This window comes from Pseudomonas sp. FFPRI_1 (assembly GCF_055384485.1).
This window is the reverse complement of sequence record NZ_AP029168.1, coordinates 1,531,390-1,554,965: the sequence shown is the minus strand read 5'-3', so window position 1 is coordinate 1,554,965 and position 23,576 is coordinate 1,531,390. Positions and strand designations below refer to the sequence as shown.

Sequence of the window (23,576 nt, the reverse complement as noted above, 5' to 3'; positions counted from 1 at the left end):
AATCAGCCGCGGTCGCCCAGTAGCCATTCCAACTGTACTTCGTGCTGGCCGCGATCGTCGGTGACGAAGATCGTGCCTTCGCTGATCATCACGTCCCACTTGATCACCCGCGGCATGTCCTTGGCCAGGGTTTCCAGCACTTCCTGGGGCACGCCGGCGATGTTGAGGTTCTTCAGGTTCTTCACCGCGTCCACTACCCGGGTCTGCCAGACCCGCAGGCTGCCGTAGGCCAGCAGGCTGGTGCGTTCGGTACGGCGCGAACACCAGGTCAGGCGATCGGCATCCGGCTGGCCGACTTCGATCCAATGCAGCACCCGATCATCCAGGCTCTTTTCCCACAGGGCCGGCTCATCCACATCCGACAGACCACGACCGAACGACAGGTGCTCGTTGTACCAGAAGGCGTAGGCCAGCAGCCGCACGGTCATGCGCTCTTCGGTTTCCGAAGGGTGACGGGCAATGGTCTGCTTGACGCTTTCATAGACCCCGCGGTCGAGGTCGGTCAGGTTCAGTTCGAATTTGTAGGTGGTGGACGGCTGGGCCATGTGCGGGCTTCTTGAGTGTGCGAAAAGGCGGCAAGTCTAACCTGAAACCTGCCGCCCTGCCCGACCGCTGACCGGGCCGCCCCCGCCCTGGATGACATCCGCTGAAACGCATTGCCTGGGTAAAGTCGGTTGCCAGCCCGTAACCATGGCTTTATAACCCCGCGCAAACCGGCTGGCGCGCACCGCGCCAGAGCCGCTGTGCAATAGAAAAGGACGTCCATGACCCTCTTTGTCACCCTGCTCGTCATCGTGCTGCTGTTCATCGCAGCGATTCTGTACTTCCGGCAGAAATCCGCCGACCAGCAGCAGTACCTGGAACAGACCGGCAACCTCACCGCCCAGATCAATCAGACCCTGCTGATGAGCAAGGCCGAGCCGCAGCTGGCCCTAGAACTGGCGCTACAACTGCCGGAGGGCGAAGCGCAGCAGTTGGGCCTGCAACTGGTGGCCAGCGAGCTCTATGTGGCGGGGCACAAGGCCCAGGCCACGGCGATTTACCAGCAACTGCCGCCTCACGCTCGGGAATACGTGCTCAATACCCTGATTGAAACGCTGCTCGACAGCCAGGATACCCAGGCCTGCCTGGAGCTCCTGGAGCACTGGGGCGAATCCCTGCCCAGCTGGCCGCTGCTGCAGGTGCCAATCCTCCAGGCCCGCGGTGAACAGGCGCGCGCCCTGGCCCTGATCGGCGAGCTCGGCGACCCGAAAAACCCTGCGGCCCATGAACGCCAGAGCATCGGCAATCTGCTGATGCTGTCGCGCCTGCAATTTCAGGCGGGCATGCAAGACGCCGCGCTGATCAGCCTCGAACAGGCCTGGGCGAGCTTCCAGCAACCCGGGCAGGAGCGCTATCACACTGTGCTGCGCAGCCTGTTCGATGCATTCGCGACCCAGGGGCATGCCGAGCGGATTCTGGCCCACTCGGCCGCACTGCCGGCCGAGGAACAGGTGCAGGCGCTGATCGCGCTGTTCGATGCCGGCCAGGTGGAGCCGGCCTTCAGCTTGCTGGCCGATAACGGCACCCTTTATTCCTCGACCTACGATGATTTGATGGACTCGGCCCTGAAGCGCCAACGGATCGATAGCGCCCTGCGCCTGCTGGATCTGGCCCCCGAGATGCACCAGCACAGCCTGCTGCTGCAACTGCTCAACCATCTGGCGGCCCAGGGCCAGACCGCCGAAGCCGAGGCCCTGCTGCAGGCGCGAGCCAGCCACGAGTCGCAGCGTCCGGGGCTGATGCTCAACCTCTGCGATGAGTTGCACCAGGCGCAGCCGCAATGGACCACAGCCCTGCTGGCCCAGGCCCTGCAACTGATCGAGGGCTACAAGAATGAACACGAGTTCTACAACAGCTTGCGCATGCAGGCCCTGCAAACCCAGCTACTGATGCAAAGCCACCTGCCAGCTCATCGCCGGGACAGCTGGCTGGTGCGCAGCAGCATCGAGGAAATGCACCGCCTGCGCCAGCAGATGCCCGGTGACGAGCAATTGCTGCACCTGTGCGACCAGGCCAAGCTGTTGCACGCCCTGGACCAGACCGCCCAGGCCAGGACCCTGCTGGAGCAGGCAGTGCAGCTACTGGATGGCGAGCCGCTGCCGGATGTGGATGAGATGGACGCCCGCTTCTACCTGGAGGACATCGCCAGCGCCTACCTGAGCATCGACGACGTACAACAGGCCCAGGCCCTGCAGGAGCGGCTCAACGCCGAGGATTCGGGCAGTCGCATCCTGGAAGAGGAACTGCTGCTCAACCATATCCAGCATCAGCGTTACGCCCAGGCCATCGAGGGCCTGAACCTGGGCAGCCTGCTCAGTGACAAGAAGCCCCTGTCGCTGCTGTACCAGGCCCTGGAAGACCTGCAGCAGCGTGCCCCCGAACGTGCCGGCGAGCTGAAACAGCAACTGATGGCGCGCATTGCCAACGGCCAGATCTGGCTCAATTCCCAGACCAACTGACGCCCCCGGTTGCGCGCCCTTGGCGGGGCGCGTCACCGGCCAATAGCCGCACCCGAGGAAGATTGATCATGGAAGTACTTGTCATCCTGCTGCTGATTACCGGCGTGATAACGCTGCTGGTGGTCTATGCCAACAAGCGCAGCGCCGACAATGACCTGGGCATCACCCTGGACGAGGCCGCGCAGATCAATCGCGCGGCGCACCTGAGCGCCATCGAACCGCAAGTGGGCCTGCAACTGGCCCAGCGCCTGACGGGCAAAGCCCGGCAACTGGGGCTGCTGCAAATGCCCGCTGCGCTGTACCGGCAGGGAAACCAGGAACAGGCCCTGGCAGTACTGGCCGAGCTGGATGAAACCTACCAGCCCATGGCACTGAACCAGTTGCTCGAAACCCTGCTCGACAACGACGGCCCGCAGGCTGTGCTGGGCTTGCTGGAGCGCCTGCATCAACCACTGCCGTCAGCGCCCCTGCTGCGCATTCCACTGCTGCTGGCCAAGGGTGAACAGGAGCAGGCCCGCGCCTTGCTGGTGACCTTCGGCGTCAAGCAGTTGAGCCCGGACTCCCCCGCTGAGCACCGGCAACTGGCCGCCCTGCAACGTAGCTTGGGCCTGGCCGACCAGGCCGCCACCAGCATCGGCCTGGCCTGGCAACTGCTGCTCAAACAGCCGGCCAACGAACTGGACCTGCATGAAGTGGAGCAGACCCTGCGCGAGTACCGTGCCCAGGGGCAGGATGCGCAGTTCCCGGCCATGGCCGCGCAATTGCCAGGCTCGGCCCAGATCATCGTCGTGACCTTGCTCATGGAAACCGCTGAATTCGATGCCGGGCTCGAACTGCTGGCGCAGAACCCCGAGCCTGACGGCTACTACGCTTACCTGCCGTTGCTCAAGCTGATCCTGGATGCCAACCGCCCGGACCTGGCTCCACGGCTGATCGCCCAGATGCCGGAAAGTTACGCCAGCGATCTGCTGCTGAGCCTGTTGAACTGGCATGTCGGGCGCAATGAAAGGGCCGAGGCCGAGGCGGCCCTGCAGGCCTGCGCCGTTTCGCCCTCGCAGCGTATCTGGTGCCTGATCTGCCTGTGGGGCAGCTACGTCGAGGAACACTCGCAATGGTGCGCCCATCTGCTGGAACAAGCCTTGCTGACCCTGGAAACCCTGCGCGGTGATGAGCAATGGCCGTGGTTGCGCCTGCTGATCCTGGAAACCCAACTGCGGGTACAGGCCGACCTGCCGCGCCTGCGTCGAGACAGCTGGCTGATTCGCAACAATCTGGAGGAAATGGCGCGCCTCAACAGCCAGCTCGAATACACCGATCGCCCGATGAAACTGGCCTTGCAGGCCAAACTGCTGCACGACCTGGAGCAGACCCGGCAAGCCGGCGAACTGCTGGACCAGGCCGTGCAAGCCCTCGACGACGACCATCAAAGTGCGACGCTGGACCCGGCGGAAAAAACCTTCTTCCTGGAACAGCTGGCGCTGAGCTACGTCTACATCGACGACCAGGCAAAAGCCGCCGAGCTGAAGAACCGCCTGGAGCAGCAGGCGGCCTATGCCAGCCAGTTGAGCCAGGCCATGGTGCTGAACCATATCCGCCAGCAACGCTTCGAGGAGGCGATTGCCGGCCTGGAACTGCGCAACCTGTTCATCGGTGAAAACCCGGTGCAGCAGTTGCACCTGGCCCTGGAAACCCTGAGCCAGAGCGCCCCGGAAAAAGCCCAGGGGCTGCGCCAGAAGCTGATCGACAGCCTCGCGGCCGAGAGCGCCTGGGGTTACCCGAACGCCGCCTGAGGCCGTATTGAGGCCAGCCGCTGCACGCCTTAACGCGGCGCGTAGCGGCTCCAGAGCTCGTTGAACTCCTTGAGATAACTGGCCACCAGTTGCGGATGGTCGATCACCAGCAGGTTCTCTTCATTGCCGGTGGTGGCGCTGCGGGTCCAGTTGAAGCTGCCGTTGAGCAGGGTGCGGCCATCGAACACGGCGAACTTGTGGTGCATGTGGAACGGCGTGTCGTCGATCCGCACCGGCACCCCGGCCTCCCGTAGCGCGGCGATGTCGCTGCCGACATCGAACTGCTTTTCACTGTCGCTGATCACCCGCACCACCACGCCGCGCTTGTGGCAGGCGCGGATCTCGTCGCTCAGCTGATCATCGGAAATGGTGAACACACAGATATCCACCGAGATCCGGGCCTGGCGGCACAGGTCGCGGATCTTGCGCCGGCAGTCCTCGCCGGGGCTGAAGTGGGCACTGGCCATGTCCCGCACCGGGGCGCTGTGGGTGTCCAGGGTCTTGATCACCTGCTCCAGCCATTTCAGCGCCGGCAGCACATTGGCGCTGTCGGCCAGGCTCAACTCGCGCACCAGATCAAAGGCCCGATTGCGCAGGTAGCGCACCTGGTCGGTGCCCAGCTCACTGCCCAGTTGGCGCAGTTCGTCGCGCTCTTCATTGCTCAGTTTCAGGTCCTGCAGGCTGTCGCGCAGTTGCTGGTCCAGGTGGGCAAAATCCATGTCGTGATCCTTGGGTGTTCGCCGGCAAGCCGGCTCCTACGCAGGCTGTGTGAAAACGTCACGAGTGAAGGCAAGACAAGGCAAAAACAGGCGAGGAAGCGGAGTTTACTAGCTGTAAATGAGCATTCCGAGCCTGTTTTTAACGCAGTATTGCCAAACGCAGTAGTTTTCACACGGCCTGCTACGGTTGGGGGTCCTTGAGGGTCGGAACCTCGCCGTTGCTGAGCATGCGGCTCAGTTCGTCGAGACGGTTGGCAATGTCGCTGATGCGGTGATGACCGTGCAGATCGACGTCGATCTTCTTGTGCATCACCTTGATCAGCGGCAGGAAGCTGTTTTCCAGCTGCTCGACCAGGCCTTCCAGCACTTCACGCATGCCTGGCTGTTCCGGCGTTTGCAGCTCAACTTCGATATGCGGCGCCTGCTGCCCCAGCCGCTCCAGGCCGGCCAGCAGTTCACGCCAGGGCTTGGCCGCCTCGGCCTCGTCCACCGGCGGCCGGGCCAGGCCACGCACGCCCTCGACCAGGTCATTGAGTTGGGCCACCACGCGGGTGCCGACATCGCTGTCGCTGCCGCCCATGGAGCGGTTGCGCACGAAGTCGCGCTTGATCTGCGCCCAGCGCTGGCTCTGCTCCGGGGTCTGGTTACCGCGCAGCTCGGCGAGCTTGAGCAGGTTTTCCTCGGCGCCGGTGGTCAGCAGCTGGGACTCGCCCTGGTAGTGGTCGGCCAAGAGTTGCAACAGCTCGGCGTCGTTCATCACCGCCGAGATCTTCTCCGCCATCTTGTTCATGTTGCGGTAGCTGCCCTGCAGCTTGAACGGCGGCTCGCTGCGGTACTGGTCGGCCTGGGCGGCGCTGGCGATGTACTGCTGGTTGACCCGCAGCACCACGTCGCGCACCTGCATCAGGCGTTGCAGGGTGGTGGTGATCTCGTTGATCTCGGCACCGCTGTAGCTGTGGCTCAGCTCGTTGCTGGAGAAGGCCTTGCCCTCGGCCTTGGCGACAAAGCGGTAGACGTCGGCCATGTCGCGGGTGGCCAATGGCGCCAGCACCGGGTTGGAGGTCAGGCCGTTCTCGATGTAACTCAGGGAGAAGGCTTCCTGCATGCCGCCCAGGGTATCGCCGAGGTTATAGATGTCGGCCCGGTTGGCCAGCATGTCGGGGATCTTGAACACCTCGCCGGATTCGGTGTACGGGTTGCCCGACATCACCACGCAGAACTTCTTGCCGCGCATGTCGTAGGTCTTGGTGCGGTCTTTCCACACGCCTTCGATGCGCCGGGTGCCGTCGCACAGGGAGATGAACTTCTGCAGGAACTCCGGGTGGGTGTGCTGGATGTCGTCGACATAGAGCATCACGTTGTTGCCCATCTCCAGGGCCAGGTTGAGCTTCTCCAGCTCCTGGCGCGAAGTGGCGTCCGGCGCCTGGGCCGGGTCCAGGGAGCGCACCTGGTGGCCCAGGGCCGGGCCGTTGATCTTCATGAAGATCAGGCCCAGGCGGTGGGCCACGTATTCCATCAAGGTGGTCTTGCCGTAGCCCGGTGGCGAAATCAGCATCAACAGGCCCATGAGGTCGGTGCGCTTGTTCTCACCCACGGTGCCCATCTGCTTGGCCAGGTTGTCGCCGATAAAGCCCAGGTACACGTCGTTGATCAGCTTGTTGCGCACGAAGGAACTCAACGGCCGCGGCTTGAATTCGCTGAGGCGCAGGGCCGAACGTTCGCGACTGATAATGCCCTGGCGCAAGGCCTGGTAGCGCTGCAGACCGGGGAGGAACTGTTCGCGGTGAGCTCGCAGGCGGGCGAAGAAACCGTCCACGGTGAGGGACAGGCTGCGCTCCTGGATGCGCGGGTGTTCGCCCATCAGGTTGTCGACCTTGAACCGCAGATCGACTTCGGTGATGCGCTTGGCAAAGTCCTCGCCCAGCAACGACAGGGCCACGGCCTCGGGCACGTAGTCGCTCCATTCAGCGAACTCGCCCTCGGCGCACAAGGCCGCCAGCCAGTTGCCGGCCAGTGCCCACTGCGCGGCGGGGCGTTCTGCCAGCTGGGCCAGGGCCTGCTGGTAGTCGTCCCACATGCGTGCGCCCTGCAGGCGCAGGGTCAGGGCTTCCTGCAACTGCTTGGCGTACTTGCTGAAGGTGAACTCGATGCGCTGCGCCGCGAGCTCCTGTACCAGGTATTCGGCGGCTTCCGGCAGCAGCTCCAACGGCAGGCTGAAGGCCTGCTGCTGGCGCCAGTCCTGCAGCGCCAGGAAGATTTCTTCCTGCAACTGCAGCAAGCCTTCACGGCGGCCGAACAGTTGCTGGATATGCCGGCTGGTACGGGCTCGCTCGGCCCATTGCCGGGGTTGCGGCTGGTGCTGCTGGCGATCCCAGAACAACGCGGCGAAGGCCCGCGCCGCCGCGCCGAAGCGCAGCAGGCCGGCGCTGTCGCGCAGGGGCAGCAGTTGCAGGAGGATCGCCGCGGCGTCGTGGTCGTGAATGCCTTTTTCGTAGCCTTCCTTGTAGCGCGGCGCGGCAAAGTCGCGGATCACCCGCGCCAGCTCGTCAGGGTGCGCCAGCATCGGCTTGAGGCTTTCCAGGCTCAGGCCTTCCTGGCCCCGGTCGGCGGCGTCCAGCACTTGCCCGGCGAGGTATTCGGCGCGGTACAACTGGGCCGACTCCGACTCCAGGGCCACCTGCCAGAAGTCCCGCAGAGCCTCCAGCTCAGGGTCGCGCAACGGTTCGAGGAAATCGGTGCCGGTGAGGTGCAGGTGCAACTCGTCGCCCCGGGGCATCAGGGTCAGGTCCAATTCCTGGGTGTTGACGCTGAAGCGGTGGCGCGGGCCGAGCTTGATGACGTTGCCGCCCTCTTCGAACAGCTCGGTCTTGTCCCGCAGGGCGCGCACGGCCTGGTCCCGGGCGCCCTTGAGGCGCGATTCGACGTCATCGGCCTTGACGCTGTCCTTGAGCTCGCGCAGGCGCTCGGCCAGTTCCCGCAACTTGAGGATCAGCGGGTCAGCGGCGAAGAAGGCGTTGAGCTCCTCGGCCTGGGTGAACTTGGCGGTGCGCCGGCCAAGGCTGTCGAGAATCCGTCGGGCTGCGTCCAGCAAGCCCTGGGCCTTGCGCTGGCGCTCGTCGAGCAGCGATTGCTTGTGGGCCTCGAAGGTTTCCAGCAGTTCCTCGCGCTTGCCGAGGATGTCGCCGAGGAACTGTTCATGGTCGCCAAAGCGGCTTTCCAGTTCCTCCAACTGCACCAGCAACCGCGACAGCTGCTCATCGCAACGCTCGGGGTCCTGGGCCTGGGCCAGGGCGTTGGTGATGCCCTGGCTGAAGAGTTTGAACTGGGCGCCGAACTGCGCCACGGTCTCGGTCGAGCCCAGGCCCTTGCGCCGTTGTTCGGCGCGGGCCTTGGCCTGGTTCAGGCGGGCGTAGATCTGCGAGATGGATTCGATGATCCGGGTGCGCTGGGTGGCATCGTCGATCTGCAACGAGGCCATCAGGCTCGACAGCATGTCCAGGTCGCCGGCCATGGCTTGCAGGGCCCCCAGGGGCTCGCTGAGCTGGGCCACGGTTTCGGCTTTCTGCGCCTGGGCGTCCAGGGTTTCGAGCTGGGTGACGAAGGGTTGCAGGGCCTGCTCGCTGGCGAGGAAGGTCGCGGTGCCGGCGGCGGTGCGTTCCTGGGCCTTGAGCAGCTCGGCTTCCATGGCGTCGATGCGCACCACGTCGATGTAGCGGTAATCGCGGATGGTCAGCAGCAGGCCGCGCTGGGCGGTGATGCCGTTCAGCGCATCGACGAAGCTCTGCACCTGGTCCCAGCTGTCCACCAGCAGGCTGTCCAGCAGGGCTTTCTGCTTGGCCTCGGCGGCCACCATGGCCTGCTCCGACTGGCGGCGGATGCTCTCGACCTTCTCATATTCATCCAGCACCAGCTCCGAGGTGGCCGCAACCTCACGCAGCAGCGGCGCCAGGTTGTCGAGCTCGTCGCTGCCCAGCCAGTGGTACACATCGAACAGCCGACGGGTGTTCTGGCACAGCAGCGAGTAGCGCTGCACCGAAACGGCCGGGGTGTCGATCTCGCGGCACAGGTCGTAGAGGTCGGACACGCTGCGCACCAGTTCGGCGTTGCCGATGCGCCCGAGGAAACCGCTGCGGGTCGGTTGCCGCGCAGCGTATTCCTCGGTGAAGAACGGCGTCTGCCAGACCTGCATCGGGTGCACCCGGGTCGGCTCGTCGCCCTCGGCGGCGAAGATCACCATGCGCCCGTCTTCCAGGCGCGCATAACCGTGGCCGAACAGCGGGTTCTGCAACTGGCGGTTGATCATGTTGTAGGTCAGCAGCACCGAACGGCCCTGCTCCGGGTGGTAGAAGATGTACTGCACATCTTCACCGTTGGGCGAGCGCACCGAGCGCTTGTAGCGCATGCCTTCCATGGACTGCTCGAAGGTCTTGTACTCGCCGCTCTGCAGGTAGTAGCCGCCGGGGAAGATGATCCCGTGGTCTTCCGGCAGCTGCACGCAGGCCAGGCCGATGGCGTCGATGCGCTCCACCTGGCGGGTCAGGCTGTTGAACACCAGGTAGCGCCACTGCTCTTCGCGGTATGGCAGGACCTTGAGCAGGATCAGGCTGCCCAGGCGGGCAAACTCGATCTGCGAATCGTCCAGGGACTGGGTCTTGTCCAGCACTTCTTCACGGTAGATGCCCAGGCCCGACTCAGTGTTGTTCTCGACCTTGATGGTCAGGTCGCCGCCGATGGTCTCGACGAACACCGTGTCGAGAATGTTCAGGTGCGGAAAGCGGCCTTCGACCACCATCTCGCGGGTGGCTTTCTTCCATTCGAAATCGAAGGGCGCCGGCAGGGCGATATCGCGCTCGCCGCGGTTGTCGATGTAACGGACATCATGCCCGTCCACCGAGATCGACCAGCGGAACACCCGCAGATCGGTGACCCGCTCACCGATCTGGAAACTCGCCAGCAGCTTGCCGTCGCGGATCGCCAGTTGCAGCAGGCGGGTGTTCTTGTAATAGGTATAGAGCTCGTTGAAATCGTTGAGGAAGCCCTGGGCCGCCAGGAAGCTGCCTTCCAGGGGCACGGGCTCGGCTTCGTAGCCTTCGCCCTCTTCCACCAGCCGGTAGAGGGAAAACACGTCGGCGACGCTGGTTTCCTTCTTCAGGCCGATAAACACGTTGTAGCCGAACAGCAGGCAATCGCCGACCTGGACGATGTCCCGGGCGATGCAGTTGTTCTCGCTACGGATGCGCACCCGCCCGACCACTTCCATGCGGCTGTTGCCGAACTCGTCGAGACGTCGCTGGTTGAGGCCGTCCGTGGTCTGCCGCAGGCGCTGGCCCTGGTCCAGCAGGCGCTTGTGCAGCACCTCATAGGCGCCGCCTTCGGCGACGGCCTTGTCCAATACGTCCTGTGGGGGAGTTGCGACTTGAGCGTCCGACATCGTGGCCTTCCTGGATCTACGGCGGTGTGCAAAAAAACGGGGACGGGCGCCGGATATCTATCGGCTCAGGTCCGCCCCGGTATACGGCGATGCTTCGAATACCCGCCAGCAGCGCCCGGGCGCAGAGAGCACCCGGGCGCTGCTGACAGGGATCGATCAGGCTTCGGCGGCTGGGGTTTCGAGCTTGCGCTCGACCGCGGCAGCGGCCAGCTCAGCGGCTACAGCAGCCGGTGCGCTCTTGCCGTTGAGCAGGCGTGCCAGGACGTCCTGGACCACCGGGCTCTTGCCCACCACGCCCTCGATGGCCTTGCCCACCGACAGCGACTTGGCGAAGGAGTTGAAGAAGTCGCCTTCGCCGCCGACGATCTCGATCTTGGCCTTGCTGAGGGCGGCCGACAGCACTTCGGCCTGGTCCTTGGCGATTTCCTTGTTGGCGGCGATGGCGGCCATCGCTTCCTCGAAGTTCTTCTCCAGTTGCATGCGGAACTCTTCGTGGGAACGCGCGCTGTCGCTGAGGGAATCCAGGGCACCGAACTTCTTGCCCAGGCCTTCGGCCTCGGCGTTCAGGCGCTGCAGCAGCACTTCGGCTTCGGCCGAACCCAGGTCCTTGGTGGCCTTGGCCTTGGCCGCGCCCAATTGCTCTTCGCCACGGGCCTGAGCCCCGAGCTTCTCTTCCATGACCTTGGCTTCCGCCAGGCCGTCCTTCTCTTTGGCAGCCGCCTGGGCTTCCATGATGCGGGCGTCGGCCAGGCCTTTTTCCTGCTCGCCGCGGGCTTCGGCAATCAACTGCTCGGTGCGTACGCGAGCTTGTGCCAGGCCTTCTTTTTCCTGGGCTGCTGCGGTGATTTCCAGCACTCGGGCATCGGCCAGGCCAGGCGCGGCGCGCTCGGCTTCCAGGCCTTCGGCCAGGCGTTTCTTGGCTTCGGCCTGCTTGGCCGCAGCTTCCAGTTCGGCCTGGGCCAGGTTGTTGATTTCCACCGCCTTGTGCTTGGAACGGGTCTCGTCGGCTTCGGCCTGCTTGACCTGGCGTACCAGGTCCTGCTCGGCTTCGGCCTGGGCCTGGATCACCACCACCTGCTTGGCGCGCTCGGCTTCGGAAACCTCGCGTACTTCCTTGATCCGCTCTTCTTCCTGGGCCACGGTCTTCTCTACCGCTACCCGCTCACGGATCACCGTGGCGATGTTCTTGCGCTGTTCTTCCAGGGCCTTTTCTTTCTCGATGCGCTGCAGCTCCACTTCACGCTCACGGGCCACTACTTCCAGGTCCTTGGCGCGGGTGACTTTCTCCACCTCGATGACCACCGCGCGCTGGCGGTTCTGCTGGGCCACTTCAACTTCGCGCTGATGGTTCTCGGTGCGTACGTCGATTTCCTGCTGGGTCTGGATGCGGGCCTGCTCGGACTTCAAGCGCTCCTCTTCCTTGACCTTGGCCGTCTCGGCTTCTTCACGGGCACGGATGGTCTCGATCTCGCGCTTCTGCCGGGCTTCGGCGTCGGCCTGCTGGCGCTCGAGGGACAGCGAGGCTTCGCGGGTCTCGACGTTTTTCTTCTGGATCGCCAGCTCCTGGTTGCGCTCCAGTTCATTGGTGATGACGTTCTGGGTCGCGGTCAGCTCGGTGATCTTGCGAATGCCCTCGGCGTCGAGGATGTTGCTCGGGTCCAGGGAATGCTTGGCGGTCTGTTCCAGGTAGTCGATGGCCACGTCTTCCAGCACATAGCCGTTGAGGTCGTTGCCGATGATCTCGATGATGCGGTCGCGGAAGTCCTGGCGGTTCTCGAACAACTGGACGAAGTCGAATTGCTTGCCCACGGTCTTCAGCGCTTCGGAGAATTTGGCGTTGAATAGCTCGTTGACCGCAGCGCGATCGGAAGCACGGTCGACACCAATGGCCTTGGCCACCTTGAGCACGTCTTCCTGGGTTTCATTGACGCGCAGGTAGAAGGCCACGGTGATGTCGGCACGCATGTTGTCGCGGCAGATCAGACCGTCCTTGGCCCGGCGATCGACTTCCAGGGTGATCAGCGAGATGCGCATGAACTCCTTGAGGTGGATGACCGGGTACACCAAGGCGCCGGTGAAGTGCACCTTGGGGGTCGAGGACATGTCGTTGACGATCAGCGCCGTGCCTTGGGGGACCTTGATGTAGAAGGCCTTGAACAGGGCCAACAGGCCAAAGACCACCAGAACGACGAGGCCGACCCCGAACAGGATGGGCAGCAGCGACGGTAAATTCATGCAATCAATCTCCTTTGATTCTGAGGGAGTCCGGGCTCATTGGCCGCGAAACTCGTCCTCGGTAATGACCCGATAGGCATGTTGCGCCTCCAGATACTCCAGTAACACGACGCGATCGCCGCGTTTGAAAGCTCGTGCCTCATCGGCACGCACACGCAGGATCAGGCCCGCGCCACCGTCCTCGAGCACGGCTTCGCCGTGTTCCAGGGTGACTCTGCCGCTGCGTACCACGGCGGTCTGCCCCAGCACCGACTTGCTGCTGGTGGCTTCCATCTTGCGAAACAGCGGGCGCAGCGGGCTGCAGATCGCCGCACTGATGGGCGCCGCCAGAAACAGCGCGCCCACGGCCAGCAGCAAGCCCAGGGGATAGCGCAGCCAACCCAGGGGCAGGTGACTGAGAATGAAGAGTTCGGCGAAATAGGTCAGGAACCAGCTGAAGAACATCAGCAGGGTCAACACCAGGGTGACCGGCACCCCGTTGAGCTTGAACTTGATCAGCAGCCCGGCCAGGCCTTCGGTGGCGTGGGCGCTGTCGAGCAGCGAGTCGGCCTCGAAATCCAGCAGGTCAACCTCAAGCATGCCCAGAGCCACCACAGCCCAGTAGATCACTGCCAGGCAGAGCATGAAGCTGAACAGCACCGTGGGAAACGACAACACTGTCTGCAGGAAGATTTCCATTGCTTTCCTATCCCTGAAAAAGCCGGGCAAGGCCAACCGGCCCCACCCTTACAACACAACGGTGAATCAGGACTTGCCGCGGTCCTTGAGGCGCGCCAGCACGCTGTCGGCGCTGGTGCTGCCGGCAACGATCCCGGCTTCGCGCAACTTGGCGTCCAGGGCATCGTCCGGGCTGCTGGTGCTGGCCAGCTCCGCCGCGGCGTCCATCTTGGCCGCGCGTTCGGCCTGCTTCTGCTTGATCCGCTCCAGGGACTCAACCGCCGTGTGCAGCTTGCTCTGGGAGCCGCCGTAGCGCTGGGCCACCGCCTGCTGCGCCCGTTGCACACTCTCGGTGGCCTTGACGGTATCCACCTGTTGTTTCAAATGCTTGATATTGCCCTCGGCCTGGGTCACGGCCTTGCGCAACTGGGCCACGCTGGCGGCAAAACCGTCGGCCTGCTCGCGCTCCACGGCCAGGTCATTTTCCAGGTTGGCGATCTTCTGCGCCACTTCCTGGGCCAGGGTTTCGTTACCTGCCTCCAGGGCCTTGAGGGCGTAGCTTTCATATTCGGCGACCTTGGCCGCGCTGCTGTTGGCGCGCTCGGCGGCGAGTTTCTGCCGGGCCATGATCTCGGCCAGGGCCTCCTTGGACTTGCGCAGTTCCTGATCGGCGTCGCGGATTTCCTGATCGAGAATCCTCAGGGCCTGGCTATCCACCAGGGCCTCGCCCGCCTCATTGGCACCACCGCGCAGGGCGGTGAGCAACTTGCTCCATACGTTCATGTGCATTCCTCCAGGTCAGGCCTGAGCCTTCAGGTAGCCTTCGTAGGCCTCGGTGGCCCTGATCACGTTGCTGGCCAGGGTTTCGATCTCGTAGAGCACGTTGGAGAGGATCGAGGTCGCGCTCAGGGCACCGAACATCATGTAGAAGCGCTCGCCACCCAAGCGGGTTTCCAGGCCGATGCTCGACAGCGGAAACAGTTGCCGGCTGACCAGCACCTCTTCGTTGAAGGCCACCACGTCGGTCACTTCGCTTTGCGGCCAGAGCAGCCCTTCCACCAGGATCTGCTCGCCGGACAGGGCGATGAACAGCGGCAGGTCGCCGTATTCGCGCATGGTCACGTGCAAGCTCGGCTCGGCGCCGTCGAGCAGTTCAACACTGGCCTCGCCACCGCTGAACAGCTCGGTGGCCGCCAGCGCCTGGCACAACGATCGGGCATTCCAGATCTGCGGCATGCTCATTTCTCCATCCTTTTCCACAGGAGCCAGCCCCTCGAGGGGCTGACGCAGTTTGCGTTCAACCGCCAGCAACGCCTGGGCGTTCTCCGGCAGTATCCAGACTTCCTTTTTCACCAGGCCCTGATCACGTAGGCGCTGACGGAATAAACGTTGGTAATGGGCTGAGGATTTGTTTTCCATGGTGCAGAGACTAGAACATCACATGTAAGACTTTCAACTCATCACATGTAATTTTTGCAGGCGGTATTTGTAACAAAAATTTTCGGGAATACTGAGTGGCCTCACCCGCGCAAAAACTACCGAATGAGCGACAGGGCACCGCTGCAGCCATGCCCATCGAAACCGCCCTTTTCACAAACGGCGACATTAAACCCGCCACCGAAGAGAATGAGAAGCACGATGATTGGCAAACCGGCAGGCAAATAATCAATCAACCCGGGCACCCGGCGCTGCCTTAATGACGACCAATGGTCTAGGCTAGGCGGATTTTCTTGCCCAGCGGATGCCCCATGAACAGCCTCAGCAAGCCCCTCGCCGGCGTCAAAGTGATCGAACTTGGCACCCTGATCGCCGGCCCCTTCGCCTCGCGCATCTGCGCCGAGTTCGGCGCCGAAGTGATCAAGGTCGAGTCCCCCGATGGCGGCGATCCGCTGCGCAAGTGGCGCAAGCTGTATGAAGGCACCTCGCTGTGGTGGTTCGTCCAGGCCCGCAACAAGAAATCCCTGACCCTGAACCTCAAGCACCCTGAAGGCCTGGCCGTGCTCAAGCAATTGCTGGCCGAGGCTGACATCCTGATCGAGAACTTCCGCCCCGGCGTGCTGGAGAAACTCGGCCTGGGCTGGGACGTGCTGCACGCCCTGAACCCGAAGCTGGTGATGGTGCGCCTCTCGGGCTTCGGCCAGACCGGGCCGATGAAGGACCAGCCCGGCTTCGGCGCGGTAGGTGAATCCATGGGCGGCCTGCGCTACATCACCGGTTTCGAGGACCGCCCGCCAGTGCGCACCGGCATATCCATCGGCGACTCCATCGCCGCCCTGTGGGGCGTGATCGGCGCCCTGATGGCCCTGCGTCATCGCGAGGTCAACGGCGGCCAGGGCCAAGTGGTGGACGTGGCACTGTACGAGGCGATCTTCGCCATGATGGAAAGCATGGTCCCGGAGTTCGACGTGTTCGGCTTCATTCGCGAGCGCAGCGGCAACATCATGCCCGGCATCACCCCATCGTCGATCCACACCAGTGCCGACGGCAAGCACGTGCAGATCGGCGCCAACGGCGATGCGATCTTCAAGCGCTTCATGCACATCATCGGCCGCGAAGACCTGGCCAACGACCCGACGCTGGCCAGCAACGACGGACGCGACACGCGCCGCGACGAGCTCTACGGAGTCATCGATCGCTGGGTCGCCTCCCTACCCCTGGACCAGGTACTGCAACAGCTGAACCAGGCCGAGGTCCCGGCCAGCCGGATCTTCAGTGCCGAAGACATGTTCCATGACCCACAATTCCTCGCCCGGGAAATGTTCCTGCAGGCCAAGCTGCCGGACGGCAAGGCCTTCAAGATGCCCGGCATCGTCCCCAAGCTGTCGCAAACCCCCGGCTCCGCGGAGTGGGTGGGACCGCAGCTTGGCGAACACTCCGACGAAGTCCTGGCGAGCCTGGGCTACAGCCCCGAGCAGATCCGCAATTTACGCAGCCTTGGGGCAATCTAAGCTGAAATACCGGCTCTCTACAGGCGCGCCGCTGCGGGCCATCCGACATTGGTTGCTACCCCGGTCACGCTTGCGTGAATGGCGCGCGGCGACCTTGCTGCTTGCCCTGCTCTGGCTGCCGAGCGCCACCAGCGCGCCACAGGAGTCGCTGCTCTGGCTGCTGCGGGACTTGCCGCCCCTGACGATTTTCGAGGGCGAGCAGAAGGGCCAGGGCGTCATCGACCTGCTGATGCCCCAGCTCATCGCCAGCCTGCCCGAATACCCGCAGCAAATGGTTCGGGTCAACCGCGCCCGGGGCATGCAGATGCTTCGCGAGGCGACCTTCGTCTGCGACCCGTCGCTGATCATGAACAAGGAGCGCGAGCAGTGGGTGACCTTCTCCATCACCGCTTTTCGCATTCTCAGCAATGGCCTGGTGATCCGCCGCAGCGATCATGAACAGCTGGCGCACTTCATCCAGAACGGCAGGATCGACCTGCATGCCCTGCTCGACAGCGGCCAGGAAAAAGTCGGTGTGGTCGCCGAGCGCAGCTACGGCCAGCAGGTCGACAACCTGCTGTCGCAGGCGCCGGAAGGTGCAGTCAATGCCCACCACGGCAACGATGCCCTGGGCAGCCTGCTGCAGATGCAGCGCCTGGGGCGCCTGCGCCTGCTATTGGGCTACTGGCCGGAAATCCGTTATCAGGCCACGCAGCAAGGCATCGACCCACAGGACCTGGAGTTCTATCCGATCCAGGGCACCGAGAAATACCAGGAGATCCACATTGGCTGCAGCAAGACCGCCCAGGGCCAGCAAGCCATTGCCCGGATCAACCAGGCCCTGCGCAAACTGCGCGAGGATCGCCTGGTCGAGCTGTACGCCACCTGGCTGGAGCCCGGAATGCGCGATGCCTACCGCGCCGACGCCCGCAGCTATTTCCAGGGCCTGAAGGACCACTGACAAACGCCGGACAAAAAGAAACCCCGAGAAGTGGGGAGACGACTCGGGGTTAAACGTGGTCTATGAAGACCCGTACCAGCAGGCTACAAACACCGGAGCACAATGCCTGATCCTGCTGATACTGAGTCTGACTGACGGGATGACGAGAAGGTTCCGTAAAAAAACATCAGTTGTGCTGATCGAAAACCCTGCCCTGCGCAGCATGGCGCAATGCAGCAATCACGCAGGGCTCCAGCCGGCCCTCAGCGATCAACACATCACGGTGCAGGCCATCGACGACATCGGTGAGCAGGCGCTTGTCGGTGAGCTGGGCCCGATTCACTTCACGCTCCACCACCAGTGCCCCCGCCGCGTTGCGCAAGCTCACCAGGCATTCGCCCTGGGCGCCGCTAGGGGTCAGTGTGACCTGGTAGGGACTCAGCGCCTCATTCAATAAAAGACTGATACTTTCCATCTAGATCACCACTCAATAGCTCGAATTAAAGGTTCGAAAACAAAAATGCCGGTAGCTTTCTGACATTCAAGTGACCGTCGCTCAGAGAGGAAAGTTCGCTACACCTACTGCTGCCGACCTGAGTCAATCGAGCATGCACGGCTAACATGACAGTTGAAAAATCCACCGACCAGGCGCAAACAACACAGCCTTCGCACCGGAGCCCTGCTTTGAAAGCAACGTCGAACAACCGCTTGCGCATCATCCTTGCCGACGACCACCCGATCTTTCTGATCGGCCTGCGTGCCGTGCTGGAGCAGGACCCCAGCCTGTCCATCGTCGGCGAGGCCACGTCTCCCTCAGCCCTCATCCAACGGGTACAAGAGATTGAATGCGACGTGCTGGTGACCGATTTCATGATGCCCGCCGAACAGCAGAACGATGGCCTGCGCCTGATCGAACAGTTGCGTCGGCATCATCCCGAGTTGCCGATCGTGGTGGTGACCATGCTCAATCACGCCGGGCTGTTTCGCTCGATCCTCGACCTGGGGGTGATGGGCCTGCTGAGCAAGGCCAGCCTGGCGGAGGAGTTGCCGTCGGCCATCGCCCGGGCGCGCCAACACAAACCCTATGTCGCCCAGGCCATCCAGCGGGCCCTGAGCCTCGCCGGCGAGGTCGGGCCGGACCGGCTGGTCTCGGCGGATCAGCTATCCCCCCGGGAGCTGGAGGTGATTCGCCTCCTGGCCGCGGGCCATGCGGTGGGTGAGATCGCCAGCCGACTCAGCCGCAGCAAGCAGACCGTCAGCGCGCAGAAAGTCAGCGCCATGCGCAAACTCGGCCTCTCCAGCGAAGCCGCGCTGTACATCTACGTCCAGGAGCACGGCCTGGCCTAGACACAGACGCAGGCCGAGGACGCATTGGGGCACTCATCCTCGGCCAGGCTTTCGAGCAGCCACTGGCGCACCTCGGCAGCACTCATGGGCGGGGCCACGAAGCAGCCCTGCAGGTGCGCGCCTCCCAGGGCCTTGGCGGCCAGGCAATCAGGCTCGCTCTCGATACCCGCCACGACTACCTCCAGGGACATACGCCGCGCCATGTTCATCGCGCCCCCTACCAGGGCCAATTTGCGTTCGTCACTGGCCAGGCCAACCACGAAGCTTGGCGGGATCTTCAGCTCGGTAAAGGGCAACTCCAGCAGGCGCTGCAGACTGGTGCCGCCGACGCCGAAATCGCCGATGGACAGCTTGCAGCCGATCATCCGCAGGCGCAGCAGGGCTTCCACATGGGCGGTATCGGTCTGCAGCTGTGTGGTGTCGATGAGCTCCAGGGTCAGCAGCCGTGCCGGCACTTCGAAGCGCCGGAGCAAGGCCTCCAACAGCCGGGGAAACATCGGCCGCTCGAGAATGCCGATGGGAATGTTCACCGCCACCGCCAGCGAGTAGCCCATGACCAGCCTGACCCCGGCCGCCAGTTCCAGCGCCTGCTCCAGCATGTGCCAGGTGAAGATCTCCTGCAGGCCGGCGAACTCAAGCAGGGGCAGGAATTCGCCGGGCATCAGCAGCCCGCGCTCCGGATGCTGCCAGCGGGCCAGGGCCTCGACGCCCCGCAAGCCGCCGTGTTGATGGACCACCGGCTGGAAATGGGCCACGCCATGGCCCAGCACGGCTGCCAGCCCTTCTGCCTGGCTCACCGGCTCCAGGGAAAAAGGATCCAGGGTCAGCAGTTCACGGAGCAGGGCCTGGTTCTGCGCCGGGCTGCCCTGGCGGGACTGCTGCCGGTAGGCGGCGAGCAAGTCTCCGAGCACCGTGGCCGAAGCCGGCTTGGACAGGCAGCCGAGCACCTTCAGCCCCAGCTCGCGGGCCATCCCCGCCGTGCCCTCGAGCACATCCGGCTCGGCGTCGCTGAGAATGATCAGCGCCCCGGCCAACTGCTGCTGCGCCAGATCACGAATCAACTCCAGGCCGTCACTCTGCTCCAGGTACAGATCACAGATGGCAATGTCCACCGGCCCGCGGTTTTCCAGCGAACGCAACGCCGCCTGCACACTCTCGGCGGCCAGCACGTTGAACACGCCATTGGCGTTGAGCATCTGGTGCAAGGCCATCAATTGAAAGGAGTTATCTTCGAGAATCAGCACATTGAGCGAATGCATGGGGCAACCTCCGGTACGGCGCAGGCAGGGACAATCCCTACCGGCCGCCACGGTAATCAGACAAATCCTAATCACACATAGGACAAGTCTTAATCGTTCAGGGCCGCCTGAATATCAGCGCGCAACCTTTCGATGACCTCCTGCAAGATCACCCACTGCTTGCCAAGGGCCTGCTCCTGCCGCGCCTTTACCAGGCTCTCGAACTCCAGGCAGGCCTTGGCCAGAGGCAAGGCATCGATCAGGCAGCAGACCCCCTTGAGCCGGTGCAAGGTGCCGCTAAGGCGCCACCAGTCAAGCTCCGCCAGAGCCGCCGCCAGGGCCTGCTGCTCCTCGACCAGGTTGCGCAGCAGCTCGTGCAGCATCCGCTGCAACACCTGCTCGTCAGCCTGGGTCATGGTCCGCAGGGTCTGGATATCGAAGGACAGCGCCGGCAGGAAATGCGCGAGGGACTGGGCCAACTGGTCGAGGGTCACCGGCTTGACCAGCAACTGATCCATGCCCGCCCGATCGCAGCGCTCGCGCTCATCCTCGAAGGCATTGGCGGTGCAACCTATCACCGGGCAACGCTCACGCCCCTCTTCGGCTTCCCGGCGTCGGATCGATTCGGTCAACTGGTAGCCACTCATGCCCGGCATGTTGCAATCGGTCATCACCAGGTCGAAGGTGCCGGATTGCCACTGCATCAACGCGTCCTCCCCGTTGTCGCAGGCCACCACCCGGTGCCCGAGGAACATCAGCTGCTGGCTCAGGACCATGCGATTGGCGCTCAAGTCGTCCACCACCAGCACCTCGATGCTGCGACTGGGCGGACGCTCGGCAGGCACCTCCTGCGACCGCTCCAGATCATCACTGAGGCGCTCCAGATACAGCTCGATGGTCACCAGGGTGCCAGCCCCGGGCTCGCTGGCCAGGTGAATCCGCCCGCCCATCAGTTCCACCAGTTGCCGACAGATACTCAAGCCCAGCCCGGTACCGCCATAGGCCAGGGAGGTCGTGGCATCAGCCTGGGCAAAGGGGGTGAACAGCCTGGCCTGCTGCTCGGCACTGATACCCGGACCGGTATCGGCAACACTGATACGCAGGCACTCGACACCGGAGGCGTCGGGGTGGCGCTCGACCATCAGCCGTACTTCACCTTCGGCGGTGAACTTCAGGGCGTTGCTCACCAGATTGTGCAGGACCTGGCGCAGGCGCAATGGATCGAACAGATAGCGGCCGCGGGCTTCTTCATTGAAGACCAGCAGCAAACGCACCCCCTGGTTGCGCGCCGTCACCTCGAACAACTGCCGGATGCTGTCGAAAAACGGCTTGAGCGCGGTGACTTGCGGCGCCAGCTGCATGTAGCCGGCCTCGATCTTGGCCAGGTCGAGGCTGTCGCCCATCAGGCTGATCAGCTCCTGGGCAGACTGATAAGCCACCCGCAAGGCCTCGGAGAAAGGTACGCCACGCACCCTGGCCTGCTCCTTCTCCAACTCCAGCAGGCCGATGATGGCCGTCATGGGAGTGCGGATCTCGTGGCTCATGGTGGACAGAAACGCACTTTTCGCGGCATTCGCCTGGTCGGCGGCCTGGCGCGCATCCACCAGCTGGTTCTCCAGGCGCTTGCGCTCGGTGATGTCGATCCAGCCCCCCAGCAGGCCCTGCAACTGCCCCTGGGCACTGTAGAACGGCACCGTCCATTGATAGACATCGATCGGCCCGTCCCGGGACTCCACCTGCCGGTCGTTGAACACCGACTCTTCGGACTCCAGCAACTGCATGATCTCGCCGTGCAACTGGCGGGCGGTTGCCGGCGGCAGCAGGTCCAGCTCCGTCAGCCGACGCCCCTGGATCAGATCCAGACGGGTCCCCAGCTGTTGCTCATAACTCCTGTTGCAGGTAATCAGCCGCCCTTCCAGGTCCCGGACAAAGATCGGGTTGGGAATGCCATCGAGCAAGGCACGCTTGAACACCAGTTGATCGCTGAGCCGTTGTTCGGCCTGCACTCGCTGCTGGATCTGGCGCTTGAGCCGGCTGTTCCAGACCAGGGAGATCAGCCCGAACAGCAGCGCAGTGGTAATGGCCCAGTACACCCAGGTCGGCACCCGTTGCCAGACCGGCATCGGCACCGGCGTGGCTCCCAGCCACTTCAGGCGGATGGCGCTGAGCTCCGCCACCGGCAAGGCCTCCAGGGCCTTGTTGAGGATGCTCAGCAGCTCGGGCTGGTCCTTGCGCACGGAAAACTCGTCGGCGGACCAGGTGCCCTCGACACTGCGCCCCACCCGTAGGCCATCGTCGGCAGGGCCCAGGGCCTGGACCTGGACTTCGTTCTGGATGGTCGCCATGGCCTGGCCACTGCGCACCAGGGCGCGGGCCTCCTCATAGCTGGCGACACTGCGCAGGCTGATATCGGGATAGTTGCGACGAATATAGCTCTCCAGGGTATGCCGGGCCGGAAGCGCCAGCACTTCCCCGGCCATCTGCTTCAGGCTGCTCAAGCGCCGATCCTCCGGGCGCACCACGAACACCCAGGCAGCGCCACCGAAGGTATGGGAGAAATTCAGGAACAGGCGCCGATCATCACTGGCGGTCAGGGTCGAGGTCATCTGTGCCTGGCCGCTTTCCAGCAGCTCCAGGGTCTGCGCGGTGGACTGGCTTTCCTTCTGCACGAACTGCAGCCCGGTCATCAGCGAGATACGGCTGAGCAGATCGATGTTCAGGCCAACCCAGCGCCCTTCCTTGTCCTTGAACACGTGGGGCGGGTACTGCTGGGAGGCCACCAGCACATGCTGGTGCTGAAGAATCCAGGCCTGCTCCTGGGCGCTGAGCTCGATCCGCTCGCTGGAAATACTGGTCCCGAGGCCGGTGGTCCAGCGCGCCTGGATTTCCCGGCGTATGGACTCGTCGATGCTTTGCAGGGCCTGCTCCAGCATCTGCGCCAACTGCGGGTTACTGTCCCGGGTGGCGAAGGCGAAGCCGGTGGGCGGCAAGCGGCTTTCAACGCGGATCCGCACCGCCAGGTAGGGGCGCAGGGCCTTGTAGGCGCGAACAATCACCTCGTTGCCGATAAAGGCGTCGGTATCCCCCTGGTTCAGCGCCTCCAGGCCACTGTAGAGGTTCGGCGAGAGCATGACCTGGCTGTCCGGGTAGGCGGCGTGGACTTGGGCGGCGTTGGCGTAGCCATCCAGCAGCACCACTTTCTTGCCCCGCAGATCATCACCCAGATCCGGCTCGTCGCGGCGCACCACCACCACGGAACGGTCGGGCATGTAGTCACTGGTAAACCGCAGCCCGGATACGCCACGCTCGTAGCCATTGGCACTGGTCAGCACATCGATGGTGCCGTTGCGCAGCGCCTCCACCGCCTGTTCGCGCTCGGCAAAGCCCAGCACCTCCATCCCGACTCCCAGCCGCTCGCCCACCAGGCTCAGGTAGTCGGCGCTGATGCCCTGGTAACGGTTACGATCGCGGGTGATATCGATGGGCTGGTAATCGTCGATCGCGATCCCCACTCGCAGGGTCGGGTGGGCCTGCAGCCACTGGCGCTGGGCTGGCGCCAGTTCCAGTGGCTCCAGATCGACAAAGGCCGGCACCAATTTGAATGGCAGGCTCTTCGCCACGCTGGCCAGGGCCGGCTCCCAGGGCAATGACCAGGCCAGCAGGCAGGCGACAAGCAGGCACAAGCCCCTGGGCATCCGAAAAGTTCGGCGATTCATCATCCAGGCCTCCCTGCCCCTGACGGGCCCCGCCCGTGCAGCAGCTTGAAAAAACAAAGCCCGTCAGAAGACGGG

Annotated in this window: 15 protein-coding genes; 5 read left to right on the top strand and 10 right to left on the bottom strand. The window is 63.7% G+C overall.

What is annotated here, in order from left to right:
• Positions 1 to 2: 2 nt before the first annotated feature.
• Positions 3 to 545: a YaeQ family protein gene (locus ACZ5BO_RS06945; protein WP_025127580.1), complete on the bottom strand. Its 543-nt coding sequence runs from the start codon at positions 543 to 545 to the stop codon at positions 3 to 5.
• 219 nt (positions 546 to 764) lie between these two features.
• Here ACZ5BO_RS06945 and ACZ5BO_RS06940 point away from each other — a divergent pair, with 219 nt between their 5' ends.
• A complete protein-coding gene (locus ACZ5BO_RS06940) occupies positions 765 to 2,501 on the top strand; it encodes a hypothetical protein (protein ID WP_464698910.1) in 1,737 nt (578 codons plus the stop codon).
• A 68-nt stretch (positions 2,502 to 2,569) separates the two neighbouring features.
• Positions 2,570 to 4,291: a hypothetical protein gene (locus ACZ5BO_RS06935; RefSeq protein ID WP_464698908.1), complete on the top strand. Its 1,722-nt coding sequence runs from the start codon at positions 2,570 to 2,572 to the stop codon at positions 4,289 to 4,291.
• Positions 4,292 to 4,320: 29 nt separating this feature from the next.
• Here ACZ5BO_RS06935 and ACZ5BO_RS06930 read toward each other — a convergent pair whose 3' ends face one another.
• From ACZ5BO_RS06930 to bacA, 6 genes are all read right to left on the bottom strand, one after another.
• Positions 4,321 to 5,010, bottom strand: a complete 690-nt coding sequence (locus ACZ5BO_RS06930) for a phospholipase D-like domain-containing protein (RefSeq protein WP_161758023.1) — start codon at positions 5,008 to 5,010, stop codon at positions 4,321 to 4,323.
• 181 nt (positions 5,011 to 5,191) lie between these two features.
• A complete protein-coding gene (locus ACZ5BO_RS06925; protein WP_464698906.1) occupies positions 5,192 to 10,441 on the bottom strand; it encodes a DNA repair ATPase in 5,250 nt (1,749 codons plus the stop codon).
• A 156-nt stretch (positions 10,442 to 10,597) separates the two neighbouring features.
• Positions 10,598 to 12,676: a flotillin family protein gene (locus tag ACZ5BO_RS06920; RefSeq protein WP_025127575.1), complete on the bottom strand. Its 2,079-nt coding sequence runs from the start codon at positions 12,674 to 12,676 to the stop codon at positions 10,598 to 10,600.
• Between the two features lie 36 nt (positions 12,677 to 12,712).
• On the bottom strand, positions 12,713 to 13,354 hold the full coding sequence (locus ACZ5BO_RS06915; RefSeq protein WP_025127574.1) for an OB-fold-containig protein: 642 nt from the start codon (positions 13,352 to 13,354) through the stop codon (positions 12,713 to 12,715).
• Positions 13,355 to 13,420: 66 nt separating this feature from the next.
• The gene (locus tag ACZ5BO_RS06910; protein WP_025127573.1) at positions 13,421 to 14,116 is read right to left on the bottom strand and encodes a PspA/IM30 family protein; all 696 of its coding nucleotides are present in this window, start codon (positions 14,114 to 14,116) and stop codon (positions 13,421 to 13,423) included.
• Positions 14,117 to 14,131: 15 nt separating this feature from the next.
• Positions 14,132 to 14,752, bottom strand: coding sequence for a biofilm formation regulator BacA (bacA, locus tag ACZ5BO_RS06905; protein ID WP_025127572.1), 621 nt, complete (start codon positions 14,750 to 14,752; stop codon positions 14,132 to 14,134).
• Between the two features lie 329 nt (positions 14,753 to 15,081).
• Here bacA and ACZ5BO_RS06900 point away from each other — a divergent pair, with 329 nt between their 5' ends.
• Both ACZ5BO_RS06900 and ACZ5BO_RS06895 read left to right on the top strand, forming a co-directional pair.
• Positions 15,082 to 16,281: a CaiB/BaiF CoA transferase family protein gene (locus ACZ5BO_RS06900; protein WP_025127571.1), complete on the top strand. Its 1,200-nt coding sequence runs from the start codon at positions 15,082 to 15,084 to the stop codon at positions 16,279 to 16,281.
• Positions 16,282 to 16,351: 70 nt separating this feature from the next.
• Positions 16,352 to 17,221: a TIGR02285 family protein gene (locus ACZ5BO_RS06895; protein WP_371261285.1), complete on the top strand. Its 870-nt coding sequence runs from the start codon at positions 16,352 to 16,354 to the stop codon at positions 17,219 to 17,221.
• 166 nt (positions 17,222 to 17,387) lie between these two features.
• On the opposite strand, the gene ACZ5BO_RS06890 is transcribed toward ACZ5BO_RS06895, so the two are convergent.
• Positions 17,388 to 17,675, bottom strand: a complete 288-nt coding sequence (locus ACZ5BO_RS06890; RefSeq protein WP_464698902.1) for a DUF3509 domain-containing protein — start codon at positions 17,673 to 17,675, stop codon at positions 17,388 to 17,390.
• Between the two features lie 209 nt (positions 17,676 to 17,884).
• Between ACZ5BO_RS06890 and ACZ5BO_RS06885 the strand changes: the two genes are divergently transcribed.
• A complete protein-coding gene (locus tag ACZ5BO_RS06885) occupies positions 17,885 to 18,547 on the top strand; it encodes a response regulator (RefSeq protein ID WP_025127568.1) in 663 nt (220 codons plus the stop codon).
• Here the strand turns inward: ACZ5BO_RS06885 and ACZ5BO_RS06880 are convergent.
• On the bottom strand, positions 18,544 to 19,806 hold the full coding sequence (locus tag ACZ5BO_RS06880; RefSeq protein ID WP_025127567.1) for an EAL domain-containing response regulator: 1,263 nt from the start codon (positions 19,804 to 19,806) through the stop codon (positions 18,544 to 18,546). The two genes, ACZ5BO_RS06885 and ACZ5BO_RS06880, sit on opposite strands and share 4 nt — an antisense overlap.
• A gap of 89 nt (positions 19,807 to 19,895) precedes the next feature.
• The gene (locus tag ACZ5BO_RS06875; protein ID WP_464698899.1) at positions 19,896 to 23,504 is read right to left on the bottom strand and encodes an ATP-binding protein; all 3,609 of its coding nucleotides are present in this window, start codon (positions 23,502 to 23,504) and stop codon (positions 19,896 to 19,898) included.
• Between the last annotated feature and the right edge of the window lie 72 nt (positions 23,505 to 23,576).